Source organism: Lysinibacillus sp. FSL K6-0075, from assembly GCF_038592945.1.
GTDB lineage: Bacteria > Bacillota > Bacilli > Bacillales_A > Planococcaceae > Lysinibacillus > Lysinibacillus fusiformis_F.
On sequence record NZ_CP151947.1, the window covers coordinates 1821305 to 1839450 of the forward strand.

Sequence of the window (18146 nt, forward strand, 5' to 3'; positions counted from 1 at the left end):
ATAAAACCCCCATTTAGTTGATAGGTGTATCGTATATCTATTTTTCAAACTATTCAATAAAATACTTTAAGAGTTTGTGAAAAATTGAGCAAGAGAGGTTGTGGAAATATTATATTGAAATAATTCGAGGTTGAGTTATTCATCTAATTACGAGAAAGGAATGATGCCTTATTGTGAAGGTTCTAATAGACGCTGATGCCTGTCCAGTCGTGGATTTAGCGCTATCTATATCATCTGAGTTTGAGATAGAAACTATCTTGTTTTGCGATACATCCCACCGTGTTGAACGTGATAATGTAATAACAATTATTGTACCCAAAGGTCCAGATTCGGTTGATTTTACGCTAGTGAACGCGCTTTCAAAACACGATATTGTCATTACACAGGATTACGGATTAGCTGCCATGGTTTTAGCACGAGGAGGGTATCCGATTGATCAAAATGGACGAGAGATGTCTGATGAGAACATCGAACGTTTGCTCGATATGCGTCATGTTGGTCAAAAAATTAGAAGGGCAGGAGGTCGAACAAAGGGACCTAAAAAAAGAACACAAGAAAACAATATTTCGTTTGAAATGAAATTTCGACAAATTTGTGAACGAGCAATTTTAGCCCATAAAATGGAGGAATCTACAGGTGAAAAATGAACAGAAACACGAACTATTTGAACAATATCCGCAGTTGAAAGATCTAGCAAATAAGGATACTGTATTGTGGGAAAATACAAATTGGGTAAAAAATCCTGAAACAACGCTCTTTACTATGCCTGAAGTGGAGGATGCAGAAGCAACATTGCAACGTTTTTCTTCTTATTTAAAAGTAGCATTTCCTGAGCTTTTAGAAAGTGATGGTTTGATTGAGTCCACCATCAAGGAGATCCCTGCAATGAAAGGTGCTATTGAACAAGCATATGGTGTGGCGATACCTGGCCAATTGCTTTTAAAATGCGATCATGCTCTACCCATCTCTGGTTCCATCAAGGCACGTGGGGGGATTTACGAGGTATTAAAACACGCAGAAAGGCTAGCTCTGGCAAGTGGAAGGTTCAAAGAAGAGGATGATTATGCGCTTTTAGCAACAGAGGAGTGGCAGCTGTTCTTCCAGCAATATACGATTGCTGTAGGCTCTACAGGAAATCTAGGTTTAAGTATCGGCATTATGGGCAAGAAGCTCGGCTTTAATGTCGACGTACATATGTCGAGTGATGCCAAGGAGTGGAAAAAAGCCTTATTGCGAGAAAAAGGAGCCACAGTGATTGAATACGAAGCCGATTACAGTGTAGCCGTTGAACAGGGGCGACAAGAAGCTGAGCAAGATTCAAAGTGTCATTTTATTGATGATGAAAATTCAAAGGACTTATTTGCTGGCTATGCTGTAGCCGCAAAGCGCTTAAAAGGACAGCTAGAAAGGACGAATATTAAAGTGGATGAAGCACATCCATTGTTCGTATATTTACCATGTGGTGTAGGTGGCGGACCAGGTGGTGTTGCCTATGGATTAAAAGAAATTTACGGTGAACATGTGCATATTTTCTTTGCAGAACCTGTCGCCTCTCCTTGTATGACCATTGGGCTGATGACAGGCTTACATGATGCAATCAGTGTAGAGGATATTGGCCTTGATAATAAAACAGAAGCGGATGGGCTAGCGGTCGGTCGCGCCTCCAAATTTGTAGGAAAAGTGATGGAGACGTATATAAGTGGTTGCTATACGGTGACAGATGAAGAATTATTTACATCCCTAGGGTTAGCCATGGAAAGTGAAGAATTATTTTTAGAACCATCTGCACACGCAGGGATGTTTGGAGCCATGCGCTTACTGCAGCAAGGTCAATCCTATCTAGAAAAGCATGCATTAGTAAACCATCTACCACAAGCCACACATTTCGTATGGGCAACCGGTGGCAGTATGGTCCCTCCAACAATGCGAGCTGCTTATTTAGCGAAGGCCAAGGGAATTAATTAAAAATGGTAGGATGCTTTGTTTGGATGGCGGCGTGACCTGAGTTATTTTTATTCTGCTCTAGCAGGGGTGGAAAGTGCTCGCGAAGTAGGGTGACCTGCTCAAGTAGGAGTCTCAAGCGCTCACAAAGTGAGATGACCCGCTCAAGTAGGTGACAGAAGCGCTCAAAAAGTGGTGTGACCCGCTCAAGTAGGTGACAGAAGCGCTCAAAAAGTGGTGTGACCCGCTCAAATAGGTGACAGAAGCGCTCAAAAAGTGGGTCAGCCCGCTCAAGTAGGGGACAAAAGCGCTCAAAAAGTGAGTCACTCCGCTCAGACAGGAGTCAAAAGCGCTCAAAAAGTGAGTCCCCCCGCTCAGATAGCGTCTACAAACGCTCACCGCAACTTCAAGATAGCTAAAATCCATTTTAAAAACAGGCAGAGAAAATTCTCCGCCTGTTTTTGCTGTTTTAACGTTGTAGTGCTTTGCGGTGTGCTGCTAAGTATACTTCTTGTGCGGCAAGGATGCCTGCTCCTGGCTCAAAATCATAGGAGAAGTCTTGTAGAGCAGCCTCCAATAGGGAAACGGCTTGTAAAATGTCACTTGGGAAGCAATAGCCCATATGGCCGAATCTGAAAATTTTACCCTGTAGATGACCAAGTCCGCCTGCAAAATCTAAATGATAGTGTTGCTTGAGGTGTGTCAAAAATTCGCCAAGATCTATTCCCTGAGGTGTTTTAATTGCTGTGATAGTTGGAGAAGCGTATTGATCTTCAGTTAATAGCTCAATGTGTAATGCTTTCATTGCATTGCGCACCATGTTTTTCATGAGTTCATGGCGGGCAACTGTCTGAGTAAAGCCACCTTCTTGTTCAATAAGCTTGCATACTTCGTGCAATCCATAAATCAGTGTGATTGCTGGGGTATTAGGCGTCATGCCCTTTTCCGCCCAGCTACGATAGCTTTTTAGATTTAAATAATAAGCAGGTGTTTGATTTTCTTCAATAACTTTCCAAGCTCTTTCGCTAACGCTGACGAGGGAGAGTCCAGGTGGAAGCATCATTGCTTTTTGAGAGCCCGTCACAAGAATATCAATACCCCAAGCATCCATTTCAGCAGGAGCGCCACCAATACAGCTTACGCCATCTACAATAACGAGGGCATCTGTTTCCTCTTGGATGACCTGTGCTAGTTCAGCGACTGGGTTTAAAATGCCTGTAGATGTTTCATTGTACGTAACAAAAACGGCTTTAATATTTTGTAATGGCTGTAAAAAAGCTCGTAGTTCTTCGGCTGTGCAAGCTTGTCCCCATTCCTTTTCCAGCTTATGTACATGGAAGCCATATTGCTCACAGATGGAGACGAAATAGTCACCAAAGGCTCCAACCGTGATGACGACAACCTCTTCACCAGCAGAAACGGTATTAACTGCCGCAGCCTCAAGCGCAGCTGTCCCACCAGATGGTAAAAGTAAGATATCTTGTGTGGTACCAAAAACAGGCTTTACTAATTCAATGGTTTCTCGGTATAATTCTACAAATTCCTGACTACGATGACTAAAAATATCCCGATTCATCGCAAGCTGAACCTTTTTTGGAATCGGCGTTGGCCCTGGATGTCTTAAAATATTTTCATACATATTCATCAATCCCCTTTGTTAGAAATTCAAAATTTTCTAACTATAATAATAGCATATTTATTGTGCTAGCTAACTACTTTTTTAATGATGGAAGAGATTGTCATTGTGGTACAATTTTTAAAAAGGAGGTTGTGGGAATGGAAACATCCATGCATTATCCATTTATCTATTTCTTATACGACACAAACCAAGTGCTGGTATATAAAATTCAAGCGCTAGAGTATATCACAATCACAGATGTGATGAGGAAGGGGGAATGGCAGGGGTTTGAGCTTCAGCCATCTGAATCATTTACGGCGTTTCATCATGAGCAAAGCACGCCTCAGCAGGGATGGTCTTTTTTTGTGGCACAGGAACAGCTCCATCATTTGGTAGAGATTATTAATGATTATATACAACAGGTCATGACCACGACTTCAGCACAAATGGTACATATCGTTTGCTCGGAATCTGCAGCAGGCTCTTTACGAGTGGCACTTGCTCCACCGAAATATGTTATCGGGTTTCCTGAGGATTTATCGATCGGGCCATTATGGAAATTAGATGAAAAAAGGGGACAGGCATTCCGTGATGAGTGGCTAAGGGAAAATATTAATGATGGAATGGACGATTTTGTAAATCTAAACAAATTGATGAACACAATCAGAGAGATACAGGATATTCCAAGCAACCTGCCGATTTACATTTGGTATGGGCATAATGCAGAAGATCAGTGTGGACTACGGTTTTTCCTCTATCTATTACGTGATAAAACAAATGAAGTTGTTCTGATTGATACGGGCGAACAAGATGCTATAAATCGTCATTGGGATATAGAACTGTATGCAAAAAAGAAGCTGTCTGCGAAGGAGCGTCTGATTTTTCAACAGCAGTGGGAAAGTTTAGCACAGACAAAGGATGTTTGCCGTCTATGGCTACAACAGCAAATTCAAGCAGTGCCAGAGGATTATTATGATAAATTGATTGTGTCAACGCTCAGACAACTTCATGAGGAGCAAGGGGATACCGACTTTATTCACACTGGAACATTCATTTCAGCGCTATTAACAAGAATGGATGCTCCTCCAAATATCTTCTTTTTAGAATATAGAATTCGCTATTTAGTATATAGCGGGGTCTTTGAGTTAAAAGGGATTCCTAAATCAATGCACCATTACTCTGTGAGAATACGTCAAAAAACCTCTTTAGCCTGAGGGCGTAAAGAGGTTTTAAAATAGTGAATTAAGCTACGAAAGGTCTGTTCATACGCATTAAGCCGTAGATAGCAAAGAACAATCCACCTGTTATAACCATTAAGATTGTGTATAGTACAGCCTTACCTGTTTCGCCACACCAGCGGTAGAATAGGCGATACGTGAAATAGAGTGTAAAGCCTGCTGCTCCTAAAGAAGCGAGAATACCGATAAATGGGATAAACGAAACGATGATCAAGCCCGCATAAATAAGCGTATTTTTTAGAGCTGTTGCACGTACTGTTTCTCGAGTATCCCCACCAGCTGTCAGCAGGAAGAGACTGTATACATTAATAATGGGAATCCAAGCGATATAAGCTACATCTCCAAAACCATTTGTTTTAGATGTCATAAAATAAATAAGTGCACTAATAATGTAGGCAATTAAACCAATAGCAAGAGCGGCTAGTATAAAGATAAAAAATAAACCACCCATGGCTGCATCTAAATCTGAGTAATAATAAGAATCATTATAGTCATAATTCATCAGAAAAACCTCCCTTCATATGAAAATACCTCCTAATCATACCAATCCTCAAGTGTTTAAGCTACAACGATTTATATGTAATATTTAGTAGAAATCACACAAATGTACTAGAATAAAGTCGGTTGTGTAAGTCTTTAATGATGATTTTTTGCGTAGCTTATGATAAAAATGCAAAAAATATCCTTGGGACCATTATTATGCTAGTTTTCGAGAATCATTTTGCGTTTTATTCATTTCGATAGTTGCTACTTGCAAACCATTACTATCCTATGATGATAGATGCGTAAGACATGCCACAAAAAATAAAAATAGCCATCTTAACTACTTCGTAAGATGACTATTTTCACGTGTATTAAATGAATTTGGCAATATGTTCTAGTTCAATACGGGAAGAATTGTAAGCAGGTGCTGCAGCTTTACCAATCGCAATTAAAATAACTGGGACGATATGATCAGCTAATTCAAAGCGTTGAGCGAAAGCTTCTTTATTAAATCCACCCATTGGCACTGTATCGTAGCCCATGTCTTTTGCTAGCAGCATGATTTGCATGGAAATTAGCCCAGCGTCAAATGTAACGATATTTTTTAATACTTCTTGTGGAAGTTGAGAATATAGATTGACCGAGTTGTTAATCATTAAATCTTTTGTTGCCTCATTAATATAGCCAAGATCGAAGTTCTTTGTAAAGACAGCTTCCGCATTTTCGTACATTTTTGTATCGCCTAGAACAGCAATAATCGCTGAGGAAGTTTCTACTTGTTCTTGATTATTGGCAATAGCACGTAGCTCTTTTTTGACCGCCTCATCTTGAATCACTAAAAAGCGCCAAGGCTGTAGGTTACTAGATGATGGAGCAGATGTTGCTTCTACAAGTAATTCTTCTAATTGTTGTTGCGGAATTTTATAGTTTTCATCGTATTTACGAACGGATTTACGCTCATGCATAATTTTATTTAAAGAACTTTTTGTCACTGTCATTATTTTGTCTCCTTCATGGTATGATGCGATTTTTACTATACGATAAATGAATTCATTTTCCAAGTAAATTGCTCGAATTAAAGAGTCTTGAATATAGGATTTAAAAGTTACAAAAAAAACATATTTTTGTAGGTGTAATCCATTTATACTAGAGAATAAATAGAGCAATAATAATAGATATGGAGTGAAGGTGAATGAAAAAGCTATTAGGAAATTTAAATATTATGGCAAAAATCGGAATGCTTATTCCTGTCATCACTGTTTTTTTAGGTGGTATGTCCTTCCTTAACTATTTGAACGTATCCAACGAACTTGAAAGCTCTATTGAAAATGAAATGTCTATACTAGCGGATGACGTTGCAGGCTCCGTTGAGAGCAAACTGCATGCGCACATTCAGCTTATAAATAGTGCAAAGACAACAATAGAATCGGCTGACAGTATGATGACCAGAGAACAATTTATTCGCTACGTACAACAGCTATTGCCGTTCAATAAGGAAACGTATGGTATGGGATTATGGCTAGAGGAAGATGCGGCAAAGGGTGAAATTTTTGGACCGTATGCCTATAAGGAAGAAGAAAAAATTGTCTCTACGGATGCTTATGAAGATCCTACCTATCATTTTCATGAGCAAGATTGGTATCGTAACAGTATCCAATCTAATAAGGTAGTTCATACAGCACCTTATTTTGATGAAGCTTTAGGAGAAATGTTTATTTCATTTGGTACACAAATTGTGAAGGATTCTACTCCCATTGGCGTCGTTACAGGAGACTATGTATTAGATTCAATTCAAACCATCGTTTCTGATGTGAAAATTCGAGAGAGCGGTTATGCATTTTTAATTGATGAAAATGGAAAAATTTTAACGCATCCTGATGTCAAAAAAGTAAATAATGAAACGATTCAGCAGTATTTGAACATACCTGTTGAACAGTTATCTGAGCAACAAAAGCTGATACATACAGGGAGTGAAGGTAAAGATTTTACCTTGCAATTTAAGCAACTACAGGATATGCCATGGAAGTTGATATTACTTGTTCCAACCAATGAGCTTTACGGCGAAATAGAGGCCATGCTCCAGCAGCAAATCGTGATCAGTGTCGTTCTGATTGTACTTATTGCGATTAGTATTTATTTCCTTGCTCGTTATATCCGTGGAGAAGTGAAAACGATGAATACGCATTTAGGCTATCTTGCTACAGGTGATTTAACGCAACAAATGGCCGTTCATACAAAGGATGAATTTGGTGAAATGGCGCAGTATTATAATGACTCTGTGGAAGCATTAGGTTCGATGATGCAGCGCATTGTCGCTGAAACGGAGACAGTTGCTTCTACTGCGGAGGAATTAACAGCAAGTGTGCAAGAGGTCAATAAAACTGTCACAGAAGTAGCTATTTCTATGCAAGAGGTGGCAGAAAATACGAGTTCACAACAACAGGTGAGCGGGGAGTTAGAAGGTGTAACAACACAATTAGGTGGGGATATGAAGACCGCCATGGACGATTTACATGAAGCGGTCCAACAATCGCAAACAACTTCTGAACTGGCTACAGGAGGCTCACAAAAAATACAAGCTTTCGTGGATGATATTGTCCATCTTCATGCACAGGTAGACAGCAGTGCCAATCTAGTGAATGGCTTGAAGGAGCATTCGACTCAAATAGAGCAAATGAGTCAGCTCATTTCAGCTATTACCGACCAAACCAATTTACTATCACTTAATGCTGCCATTGAGGCGGCACGAGCAGGCGAAGCAGGGAAAGGCTTTGCCGTTGTAGCAGGAGAGGTCAAAGCACTTGCTGAACAAACTAGCCGTGCCTCATTAGATATTGCAAAGGTCGTGCAGACGATTCAGGAACAAATGAATGAAGCGGTAGTGATGATGGAGCAAAGTCGAAAAATTGCCCATCAAGGTATTGGTTCTGTCCAGCAAGCAGGCATGACCTTCGATACGATTGCCAGCGCAATTGAAGGACTCCAAAACACGATGCAAAAAACAAGTAAAACGACATCGAATGCCTTTGAAAATCTGCATGAAGTGACCGTAAAAGTGCAAGCAATTAGCAAACAAGCACTTGCAACGAATGATCATACATTAAATGTATCGGCCATCACGGAGGAGCAGGCATCTACCATGAATGAAATGTCCATAGCCTCTGAGCAGTTAGCACAACTTGCTCAAAATCTGCAAGAAGAAGCAACTAAGTTCACTATTTAATGCTAAGGTGTACATCTATATGGAGGTGTACACCTTTTTAGGTTTTAAAAGAAAAGGCTTCCCACTGTACATTTTTCTTAGGTGCAGTCGATTTGAAATGCTTGATCATTTTTTTGGGTCCACAAATAAAAATACTTGTTTGTGCAGGGATGGATAACGCATCAACAGAGAGCCTGTCCTGCTGCGTTGTATCGATCAACGTGACTGTAAAATGGTCGTTTACTTGCGCATAATCCTGTAAAAAATCTTTGTAGATGGCATTGTCTTGCCCGTGAAAGGAATAATATAAGTCAATTTTCTTATTAGGCTTCGTGTGTAAATAGGCAAGAAAAGGTGTGATGCCCATACCACCAGCAATCCAAAGCTGCTGCTCATGCCCTTTATCGAAATCAAAATGACCATATGGACCATCTACAGCCACCTCTGTATGAATTTGAATAAGGTTGTAAACCTGTTTTGTATAATCTCCAACAGCTTTCATCTTAATATTGATTTGTTGTCCATGCCCCCCAGAAATAGAGAAGGGATGCGGTGCTTTTTCGATGCCTTCTTGAAAGATTTTCAGAAAGAGAAATTGTCCTGGGCGATAATCAAGCCTTTTCGCCAGCGTCAGCTCAACTTCCATTACATTGGGACTCAACTTTTGAATGGATGAAATATGACCTTTATAGGGAAAGAACATATCCTGATACATTGTCAGCATATAAAGGGCAGACATACATCCAATTGTAGTTGTGAGTGCTGTAAAAATACCTAAAGCTGAGGGCTGTAATAAATCATAGTGGCTAGAGAAATAAGCATGATAAATACCGAATGTATAGGGCACAAGTAATAAGCGATGGAGCCAACGCCAATGCTCATACTTCAGGAATTTTGCAATAAAGGCAAGAACGATTAGGATGATAAAGCCGTATTGGGCAAGCTCGCCAAGTTCTTTAGCGAATTCATTGAGTGACGTTCGATGTGTTAGCTCCTCATCAGGAACCATTTTTTGTAATTGCCCGTGGATAAGAATCAATCCAAGTGAAAGGATAGCTAGTAATTTATGATAAAAATAGACTCGCTCAAGACCATAGAACCAACGCTCCAAAATTTTACTTCTTGTAGCTAAGAAGAATACAAGGAATAAACTAGTCATGGCTAAGCCTCCAATGACATGACTTAGTGTGTTCAACGGATGGATGGGTGCCATAGGTTTGGCAAAATACCAAAGCAAAGCACTACCGCACATAATGAATAAAATAAAAAGTATTCCTTTATAAGCTCTCATATCTAACCTCCACCTCTATGTTTATCCATATTTTCTCTAGCTATACAAATATAGAATAAAAAGTTTCGATCGTATGTTCGGAATGTGTGTTCCCTTTCGTGTCGAATTATGTTACATTAAGAAAGAAAATATAAGAGAGAGAAGGAGTGGAAGTAATTTATGCAAGGGAATACCCATATCGTTGGGGGCATTACAGCAAGTCTTGCCTTTGCACAGTTTTCAAATGATAACCCACTTGTCTTAGTAGGTGCAGGGGTTATCGGTGCATTACTTCCAGATATTTGTCATAGAGGTAGTAAAATAGGTCGTACATTTCCCCTCATCGCAAAGCTAGTGAATACGATATTTGGACATCGTTCCTTTACACATAGTTTGTTGTTTTTAATAAGCATGATGGTGTTATTACATATGTTGATTCCTTATCGAGCGATATCTATTGGAATTATTATCGGAATGGCTAGCCATATCGTACTTGATATGTGTACAAAAAAAGGGGTTAAATTGTTTTTCCCTGCATCTGTCTCTATTCGTTTTCCGCTTACAACGAAAACAGGTAGCAAGGTGGAAGGGGTTGTACTGATGTTGTTATCAATGCTATCCATCTATTTGAGCTATGAATTGATTGTAAGATTTATTGAGGCAATATAAATAAGACAAGCCCCAGTATGCGTTTACTGGGGCTTTTGATGTTAGTCGGCCTGTACCTCTTCAACAGTCTGCTCAACCTCGGCACGAGTCATTTTTTCTCGTCCTTCCTGCATTGCCTTTAGTGTTTTGTGGGCTAAGGCAAGTGGTAGGCGGCAGAACAGCAGAATAGTACGTTTATTGATATCCTTCATATACAGATCTGCTTTAGCTAAATTTTCTTCTGCATAAGCAAATAAATCCTCGCGTGTCCACCCGTCAGGTACGAAACTTACACCACGTTCATCTAAATCCTCATGCTGATTTCGTAAGATGTTGACAGCCTGTAATCCGCGACCGTAGCCAATTGCTAGCTCGCGATCGGTTTGAATGCCTGCACCCCATGCCCAAAGCTCAGACAGCATCGTCCCAACAAGCCCAGCCACGTAGTATGTATAATCATCTAAATCCTCACGTGTGTGGACCTGCCAATTGGCTTTTGACCATTTTGCCATACCAAAAGCCATTTCACTTGTGGAAGCCTGCACAATTTTTCTGGATTCCTCAGGGCAAAATGTCAGCCAATCTGCTAAACGAAGAGATACTTCAGGTAATTGGTCTGCATAAGGCGCGAGTAATGCTTGATAGGCTTCTTCATTAAAAGTGTCCTTTAATAATTCGCTCGTTGCTGACAGCAAATCAAATTTCACATCATTAGAAAGCTCTTCATGGTCTTCAATTTCATCAATGGCACGCATAGCTAAATACGCAGCAGCCACCGACACCTTTAAATCATTTTTTAAAAAAGTAATCGGTATATAAAACGTGCGGCTTGTATCTTTCAAAACCTGCATCGCTTCTTTGTAAAGTCTTTTTTGCTCGTTCACTTGTATTCCTCCGTTCAAATGGTTCCACATCTATAGTATATCGTATCGTAAAAATAGGGAAAGATAAAACAGATTGTTCATATTTAGAGAGATATTCTTTGAAATCGTTTCCTGAGAATGATATAGTTTAATAGTAAACTATTTAAACCTATACTTTTATTGTGGACAAAAGTATAGGTTAAACCACATTTCAGAAGAGAGGAAGTTTAGAAAATGGGACGTTTAGATAATAAAATTGCGATGATTACTGGTGGCGCATCTGGTATGGGTGCAGCAATGGCGAAATTGTTTGCGCAAGAGGGAGCTACGGTAATTGCGGCTGATATTAATGAAGAGAACCTAGCAAAAATCTCCGAGCTAGACAATGTAGAGGGCATGAAATTAGATGTTTCCTCAGACGAAAACTGGGCAGAAGTGACGAAAGCCATTGTCGAGAAATATGGTCGCATTGATATTTTAATTAATAATGCTGGTATTTCATCCGAAAAAGGACCAGATCAAATTACACAAGCGGACTGGTCAATCATGCATAATATCAATGCTTTTGGTCCATTCCTAGGCATTAAACATGCGTCTAACTATATGAAAGAAGCTGGGAAAGGCTCTATTGTTAATACATCCTCTTACACAGCGATTATTGGCGCAGGCTTTAATGCTTATACAGCCTCTAAAGGGTCTCTACGTGCGATTGCTCGAGCAGCGGCATCAGAGCTTGGTGCTTTCAATGTTCGTGTTAATACAGTATTCCCTGGTGTCATTGAAACACCCATGACAGCTAAATTATCTGAAGCAAAAGAAGCAATGGATATGTTAGTAAGAGCAACACCAATGGGTCGCCTTGGCCAACCAGAGGAAGTAGCAAATGCTATTTTATTTTTAGCATCAGATGAAGCTTCTTATATTACAGGTGCTGAGCTTGTCATTGACGGCGGCTATTCAGCACGCTAATTAATCGCTATAGGAAAGTGAAAATGCCTGTTCAAGCAGTGCATTTTCACTTTTTTTATTTTTTTAGTAAAATGATGATAAAGCTTTCGAAATGCATTAAAATTCAGCTATCGATTAGAAAAAATTTGATATTTTTCGTGATTTTTTCATGAAAGTTTACGAAGTTATTGCACAATCATTTCAACAGCGTTAAAGTTTAGAAAGGGCGAAAATGTCATTACACAATTTGGGGGATTGTACTGAGCGTTTAGCTTTTGTACGAACAAATTAATTGGTCAGGATTTTGGCACACAAAACTCCTTGCAAAATCCTTAGTACCAAAGAGGGCATGTACTTTATTAGTTGCCTTAATCATCGCGTAAACTGCAATCATTGTATGAGGAAGTTACGTAATAAAAACAAAGGAGAATTGTATGCCAAAGGCTATAGGTATTGATGCAGGTGGCACATTGACAAAGGTTGCTTATTTAGATCAACAAAATGAACTTATTTTAACAACCTTTCCGTCTAATGATTTGCAATCTGTAAAAAAATGGATTATTGACCATCCAGATATTGAGGATATTGGTGTTACGGGGGGACGTACAGAGCAATTACTTGATGTCATTAAAACAATGAAATCGATTCATTATATAGTGGAATTTGAAGCAACATTAAAGGGTGTCCGATTTTTATTAAATAAAGAAGGCTACTTTTTTGAGCGTAGTATGATCACCAATATTGGGACAGGCACTTCTATTCATTATATGGAAGGCAATACCCATATTCGCGTTGGCGGAACAGGCGTTGGTGGTGGGACATTAATTGGATTGTCAGCGCTTACAACAGGTATTACCGATTACAATGAGATACGAGAAATGGCTGACAATGGCCATCGTGAGAGTATTGATTTATTGGTTAAGGACATTTATCAGGGCATGGATACACCGATTGATGGTCATTTAACTGCGAGTAATTTTGGGAAAGTAGGCATTACAAAGTCCATCAAACATCCGGCCGAGGATATTATTGCGACGGTTCAGGGACTAGTAGGCGAAGTCATCACAACACTTAGCATTCAATATGCGGAAGAAAAAAAGGCTCAGCATATTGTCTATATTGGATCAACTCTCAGCAATAATGCTCATCTTGCCCGTGTGATTGCAAATTATACACGCACGAAGAAGCATACACCTGTCTTTATAAACGATCATGGCTTTTCAGGCGCTGTCGGAGCATTGCTCAACATTACAGAATATACAATTGTCTAGAGACAGATAAGAATGAACATGACTAATGCAGATTAGTCATGTTCATTTTTTTTACAAATAGCGAAGAAAATTACCTACATAGTAACGCCTCTACTTGAACAAATTATGTGCAGGAGGTGAAGTTACGTGGGCAAACGTAATAATCGAAACAACAGTAAAACCATGAATATGCGAACACATAATCCTTTTGGTACTTACAAAAGCAAAGATCTTGATCGAAGTAATAGCAATAATAACAATCCGAATGACAACTTGAACGAAGAGTTCGCAGCAGAATTTGATGCGAAAGCTAAAAATAAAAATAATAAAACAAATCATGATAAAAACCAGCAGTCTAATAAAACGAAATAGTGGAGGTACAAATCATGGCGAAAAAGAGGAAAACAAGCTTTAAAAAGAAAAAGAAGGAAGATACACATAAAAAGAATGATCGTGAGGAGTACTCAGCGGAGTTTAACCAAGTCATTCATAATAATCCTCAACAGCCAAAGCAATAAAGACAAGCTGCTCCAAAACTTTTTGGAGCTCTTATTTTTTACCGTATGTGCTTCTTTATACAGTCAAAAAGGGAGTGATTCAAGTGAGGAAATTTTATTTACTTGGACTTCTTTTTATTTGTCTTGCTGTGTTTATACATCTACCAGTTGTTGCAAATGCACAACAAGAAACACCCGCTTATGCAAAATGGGGACAGATGGCTATCAAAGAGGTAAAGGCAAAATATCCTACGGCCAAGATTGTGGATTATTTGCATGAAGGCAAGGAAGTACATGGAACATCAACCATTGAGAAGTTTAAGCTTTGGCTTAAGCAGCCTGATAAGGAATTTGGTGTTTATGTCAGAATCAGCTATCAAACCACAACGCAAGAAGTAGAAAAAATTGAATTTCAAGAAAGTACTTCATAAGACAAGGATGCCTAAAATAGGCATCCTTGTACTTTAACCTTCTAGCTTTTCAATAAATGCACGCATCAAGCCTGGTAAATCAGGCCATGCATGCCCACTTACTAAATTGCCATCTGTATGAAGATTGGCGTCAATATAAGTAGCGCCCGCCACTTGCACCTCTGGCTTGCAGGCAATATAGGCTGTTAGCTCACGTCCTTTTAGCACTTCAGGAATAGTCGCGAAAATTTGTGCTGCGTGACAAACGGCTGCAATCGGTTTATTGGTTTCGAAAAAATGGGACACGAGTGGTGGAACATGCTCATTTAAACGAATGTATTCTGGCGCACGACCACCAGGAATAATCAATCCATCGAAATGGGTTGGATCAACATCAGCAAAAGAAGCATGTGCCTCTAAACCATAGGCAGGTCGCTCGATGTATGTATCGACGCCATCTACAAAATCGTGTAATACGGTCTGTAATTTCTTAGCTGATGGTGCTGCAATAGTGACATCATAGCCTGCCTCAAGACAACGATAATAAGGATAAAAAATCTCTAAAGCTTCTACTGCATCTCCTGCAAGTATTAAAACCTTTTTCCCCATGATTCCATCTCCTTTACATTGTGAATCTACTAAGTTTTATTCGACACATGCAAAAAATTTCCTGCTGATGATTGAGCCATCTTTCCAAATTACTTCCTTTACAAAGAAAAAAATGAAGCGTATAGTATTTATTTAGCTAGGTAAATATTTTTTTCAGGAGGTAGACAGCGATGAATCCAATTTTCCATGCTTTATTCCAAAAAAATCGCTATTTAACTAATTGCTTAAATGAAGTGCTGAAGCAGCATCATTTATATAGTTCTCAATGGACCATTTTATATTGCTTACATAAAAATGGGCCGATGACATTAACGCAAATTTGGAAGTATTTAAATGTGGAAGCGCCAAGTATCACAAGAGCGATTACAAGGCTTGAGTCATTGGGCTGGGTACAACGATTAAATGGTGAGGATAAACGAGAAAAGATTGTGACTTTATCTGCACAAGCAGAGGAGCGCCTACCAGCCATTACAGCAACTATTCTAGCATTTGAAGAAGAAATGGTAGGGTCATTAACTGCTGAAGAACAGCAGCAATTTCTGAAGCTATTGGAAAAAATGAAAGGTTGATGGACATGCAGCAAGAAGAGAATACACAGATATGGACGAAGCGTTTCATTAGTCTATTTTTAACGAATATCTCAGTCTTTTTTGTATTTTATGGACTTGTAACGACTTTGCCTCTTTATGCAATAGGGGAGCTACATCAGACGGATAAGGAGGCAGGGCTTCTATTGTCTGGCTTTTTATTGTCAGCTATCATTGTGCGCCCGTTTTCAGGAAAACTGTTGGATGTATTTGGTAAGAAAAAACTATTAGTCCTCTCCTTAGTGGGCTATTTTATTTGTACCGTTTTATATTTATTTATTCATCCATTTGGACTTTTACTTGGTCTTCGTTTTATTCAAGGGATTTTCTTTAGCATTATCACAACAGCCGCGGGTTCTTTAGCCGCAGATATTGTTCCTGCTAAACGAAAAGGGGCGGGGCTTGGCTATTTTACGATGTCTACGAATCTAGCAGTTGTCATCGGGCCATTTATCGGCTTATTATTAATTCAATATAGTACCTTTAACGTATTGTTCATTGTTATGAGTATTTGCGTTTTAGCAGGAGGAATTTTAGCGTTAACGGTCAATACTGATGATTTACCGAAACCTGCCCATGAAGGAAAAATAACCTTTAAATTTGATGATTTATTTGAGCGAAAAGCATTACCTGTTGCTGCGATTGCTAGTTTAGTTGCCTTTTCGTATGCCAGTGTTTTATCCTTTTTATCGGTCTATGCACAGCAAAAGGATTTAATGGCTGTGGCCAGTCTTTTTTATGCAGTGTTTGCAGCATCCATGTTAATTACGCGTCCGTATACAGGTAAACTTTATGATACGAAGGGACCGCAATTTGTTATTATTCCTGGCATTATCTCCTTCGCCATCGGACTCGTTATGCTCGCTTTTGTAGAAGGACCCGTGTTATTTTTGAGTGCTGCTATTTTTGTAGGCTTCGGCTATGGAGCTGTGACGACAAGCTTGCAAGCATTAGCCGTTCAATCCACAGCCATCCAGCGAAGTGGCTACGCAACAGCAACCTATTTTACGATGTTTGACCTTGGGATCGCACTAGGTTCCTATATTTTAGGAATGGTGGCTGTACAGGCAGGTTATGCTTCAGTCTACTTGTCAGGTGCAGGTTTACTAGGGGTTGTCTTTATTATTTATCTAGTACGCCTTGCAAAGATGAAACCGAAAAAAGTAGTGAATATATAGTAAAACAGTTGGGTCTGTCCCAACTGTTTTTATTATTAGAAGCGATCATAGGCTATGAAAATTCAGTCATGCAGCGCGGTCGTTATTGACCAAAATATGGTATAATAAGAGCGTAACTAGATAGAGGTTTCATGGGCGGTTGGCACAATTTTAACCTATCTCATTCAGCTTATCGAAGAGAAAGGAGTTGATGCCATTGACTATTTTTGAAGCAATGATGGTTGCGATAAGTCTTTCAACACTTATTGTTTCGGTACTTGCATTGTCATTTACTTTTACACAAAAAAAGTAAACCGTCCCTGCCTCGCCAGCATGTGAGATGGTTTACTTTCATCACTTTGCAAATCGCCTTTGAAGCGATTCGTCTTGTTACTAGGACCATTGGTGTTCCAGCACCAATGGTCTTATTTACTTATATACATCTTCACTAAGAATTATAACATGGATAAATGGTTTTTTTCAAATAATGTAAAATTAATTGTTATGGACTACAAATGATTTTTGGGGAATCAGTTGGTAGGGTGAAATCATAAAAAAGGATGTGATAATAAATGGAACCAAAATGGCTTGAGTGGGCAAAGCAACTACAATCAATTGCACAGGCAGGACTAACTTATTCGAAGGATATTTATGACTTAGAAAGGTTTGAATCATTAAGAGAAATAAGCGTGGACATCATAGCACACCATACGGAGATGGATAAGACGGTTATACGTGATTTATTTGCTAATGAGACGGGTTATGCGACACCAAAAATAGATATTAGGGCGGTTGTTTTTAGGGACAATAAAATATTAATGGTGAGAGAAAAGATGGATGGGGATTGGTCATTACCAGGTGGCTGGGGTGACATCGGACTTACGCCTAGTGAAGCAGCCATCAAAGAAACGAAAGAAGAATCGGGATTTGATGTAAAAGCAATCAAACTCATAAGTGTACTTGATAAGAAATGCCACCCTCATCCACCATCTCTCTACTATGTCTATAAAATGTTTATTCAATGTGAAATCATTGGGGGACAGGCAGAAGAGGGCATGGAAACTAATGCCGTTGCATTCTTTGCTGAAAATGAATTGCCCTCTCTATCAATAGCCAGAAATACAGCGTCACAAATAAAACTAGCTTTTCGTCATTTAAGGTACCCACAAGAACCTGCCTATTTTGATTAATACCTCAAGCTGCATAATTCCGAATTGTATATTAGATGATTAAAGGAGAGCCGCTCAAGCCTGCTCTCTATTTTTTATTGTATTCCTCGAATTTTTCGAATTTGTATTTGACATAAAGGAAAACACTAAGAAAATCTTAAGAATTAGTGTCTGAGTTTGTTAAGATTTAATTAGTATTATATCCTTATACGAATCCTATAGGGGTGATGACATGAACCTAAAGTGGTGGAGGAGT

At 39.2% G+C, this 18146-nt stretch carries 19 protein-coding genes; 13 read left to right on the forward strand and 6 right to left on the reverse strand.

Annotation, left to right across the window (positions count from 1 at the left end; translation table 11 throughout):
* The first annotated feature begins 173 nt into the window (after positions 1-173).
* Positions 174-647, forward strand: coding sequence for a YaiI/YqxD family protein (locus tag MHB65_RS08730; protein WP_089935008.1), 474 nt, complete (start codon positions 174-176; stop codon positions 645-647).
* The gene (locus tag MHB65_RS08735; protein WP_342443141.1) at positions 637-1965 is read left to right on the forward strand and encodes a D-serine ammonia-lyase; all 1329 of its coding nucleotides are present in this window, start codon (positions 637-639) and stop codon (positions 1963-1965) included. Before MHB65_RS08730 ends, MHB65_RS08735 begins: the two co-directional genes overlap by 11 nt.
* 445 nt (positions 1966-2410) lie before the next feature.
* Here MHB65_RS08735 and MHB65_RS08740 read toward each other — a convergent pair whose 3' ends face one another.
* Complete coding sequence (locus tag MHB65_RS08740; RefSeq protein WP_342443142.1) at positions 2411-3580, reverse strand: alanine--glyoxylate aminotransferase family protein; 1170 nt, start codon at positions 3578-3580, stop codon at positions 2411-2413.
* A 137-nt stretch (positions 3581-3717) separates the two neighbouring features.
* Between MHB65_RS08740 and MHB65_RS08745 the strand changes: the two genes are divergently transcribed.
* Positions 3718-4773, forward strand: coding sequence for a DUF1835 domain-containing protein (locus MHB65_RS08745; protein ID WP_342443143.1), 1056 nt, complete (start codon positions 3718-3720; stop codon positions 4771-4773).
* A 28-nt stretch (positions 4774-4801) separates the two neighbouring features.
* Here MHB65_RS08745 and MHB65_RS08750 read toward each other — a convergent pair whose 3' ends face one another.
* Both MHB65_RS08750 and MHB65_RS08755 read right to left on the reverse strand, forming a co-directional pair.
* Positions 4802-5299 (reverse strand): hypothetical protein, encoded by a 498-nt coding sequence (locus MHB65_RS08750; RefSeq protein ID WP_205442560.1) that lies wholly within the window; start codon positions 5297-5299, stop codon positions 4802-4804.
* Between the two features lie 352 nt (positions 5300-5651).
* Entirely contained in the window at positions 5652-6278 is a 627-nt protein-coding gene (locus MHB65_RS08755) for a nitroreductase family protein (RefSeq protein WP_342443144.1), read from the reverse strand.
* A 194-nt stretch (positions 6279-6472) separates the two neighbouring features.
* Here MHB65_RS08755 and MHB65_RS08760 point away from each other — a divergent pair, with 194 nt between their 5' ends.
* A complete protein-coding gene (locus tag MHB65_RS08760; RefSeq protein ID WP_342443145.1) occupies positions 6473-8503 on the forward strand; it encodes a methyl-accepting chemotaxis protein in 2031 nt (676 codons plus the stop codon).
* A gap of 37 nt (positions 8504-8540) precedes the next feature.
* Here the strand turns inward: MHB65_RS08760 and MHB65_RS08765 are convergent, their stop codons facing one another.
* Entirely contained in the window at positions 8541-9773 is a 1233-nt protein-coding gene (locus MHB65_RS08765) for a ferric reductase-like transmembrane domain-containing protein (protein WP_342443146.1), read from the reverse strand.
* A gap of 159 nt (positions 9774-9932) precedes the next feature.
* Here MHB65_RS08765 and MHB65_RS08770 point away from each other — a divergent pair, with 159 nt between their 5' ends.
* On the forward strand, positions 9933-10421 hold the full coding sequence (locus MHB65_RS08770; protein ID WP_205442566.1) for a metal-dependent hydrolase: 489 nt from the start codon (positions 9933-9935) through the stop codon (positions 10419-10421).
* A 41-nt stretch (positions 10422-10462) separates the two neighbouring features.
* Here the strand turns inward: MHB65_RS08770 and MHB65_RS08775 are convergent, their stop codons facing one another.
* The gene (locus MHB65_RS08775; protein WP_342443147.1) at positions 10463-11284 is read right to left on the reverse strand and encodes a squalene/phytoene synthase family protein; all 822 of its coding nucleotides are present in this window, start codon (positions 11282-11284) and stop codon (positions 10463-10465) included.
* Positions 11285-11497: 213 nt separating this feature from the next.
* Here MHB65_RS08775 and MHB65_RS08780 point away from each other — a divergent pair, with 213 nt between their 5' ends.
* The 5 genes from MHB65_RS08780 (at position 11498) to MHB65_RS08800 (ending at position 14389) form a co-directional block, all read left to right on the forward strand.
* Entirely contained in the window at positions 11498-12232 is a 735-nt protein-coding gene (locus MHB65_RS08780; RefSeq protein ID WP_205442568.1) for an SDR family oxidoreductase, read from the forward strand.
* Between the two features lie 413 nt (positions 12233-12645).
* On the forward strand, positions 12646-13482 hold the full coding sequence (gene coaW, locus MHB65_RS08785; RefSeq protein ID WP_342443148.1) for a type II pantothenate kinase: 837 nt from the start codon (positions 12646-12648) through the stop codon (positions 13480-13482).
* 126 nt (positions 13483-13608) lie between these two features.
* A complete protein-coding gene (locus tag MHB65_RS08790) occupies positions 13609-13833 on the forward strand; it encodes a hypothetical protein (protein ID WP_004269369.1) in 225 nt (74 codons plus the stop codon).
* Between the two features lie 14 nt (positions 13834-13847).
* Positions 13848-13979, forward strand: a complete 132-nt coding sequence (locus tag MHB65_RS08795) for a hypothetical protein (RefSeq protein ID WP_004269370.1) — start codon at positions 13848-13850, stop codon at positions 13977-13979.
* An 83-nt stretch (positions 13980-14062) separates the two neighbouring features.
* Complete coding sequence (locus MHB65_RS08800) at positions 14063-14389, forward strand: DUF3889 domain-containing protein (RefSeq protein ID WP_342443149.1); 327 nt, start codon at positions 14063-14065, stop codon at positions 14387-14389.
* A gap of 33 nt (positions 14390-14422) precedes the next feature.
* Here the strand turns inward: MHB65_RS08800 and MHB65_RS08805 are convergent, their stop codons facing one another.
* Positions 14423-14977, reverse strand: coding sequence for a DJ-1/PfpI family protein (locus tag MHB65_RS08805; protein WP_205442572.1), 555 nt, complete (start codon positions 14975-14977; stop codon positions 14423-14425).
* Positions 14978-15147: 170 nt separating this feature from the next.
* Here MHB65_RS08805 and MHB65_RS08810 point away from each other — a divergent pair, with 170 nt between their 5' ends.
* The 3 genes from MHB65_RS08810 (at position 15148) to MHB65_RS08820 (ending at position 17911) form a co-directional block, all read left to right on the forward strand.
* On the forward strand, positions 15148-15546 hold the full coding sequence (locus MHB65_RS08810) for a MarR family transcriptional regulator (protein ID WP_342443150.1): 399 nt from the start codon (positions 15148-15150) through the stop codon (positions 15544-15546).
* Positions 15546-16742 carry an MFS transporter gene (locus MHB65_RS08815; protein ID WP_342443151.1) on the forward strand — a complete coding sequence of 399 codons (1197 nt, stop codon included), beginning with the start codon at positions 15546-15548 and terminating at the stop codon, positions 16740-16742. The genes MHB65_RS08810 and MHB65_RS08815 overlap by 1 nt, the downstream gene beginning before the upstream one ends.
* Positions 16743-17293: 551 nt before the next feature.
* Entirely contained in the window at positions 17294-17911 is a 618-nt protein-coding gene (locus MHB65_RS08820) for an NUDIX hydrolase (protein WP_342443152.1), read from the forward strand.
* Positions 17912-18146: the final 235 nt, after the last annotated feature.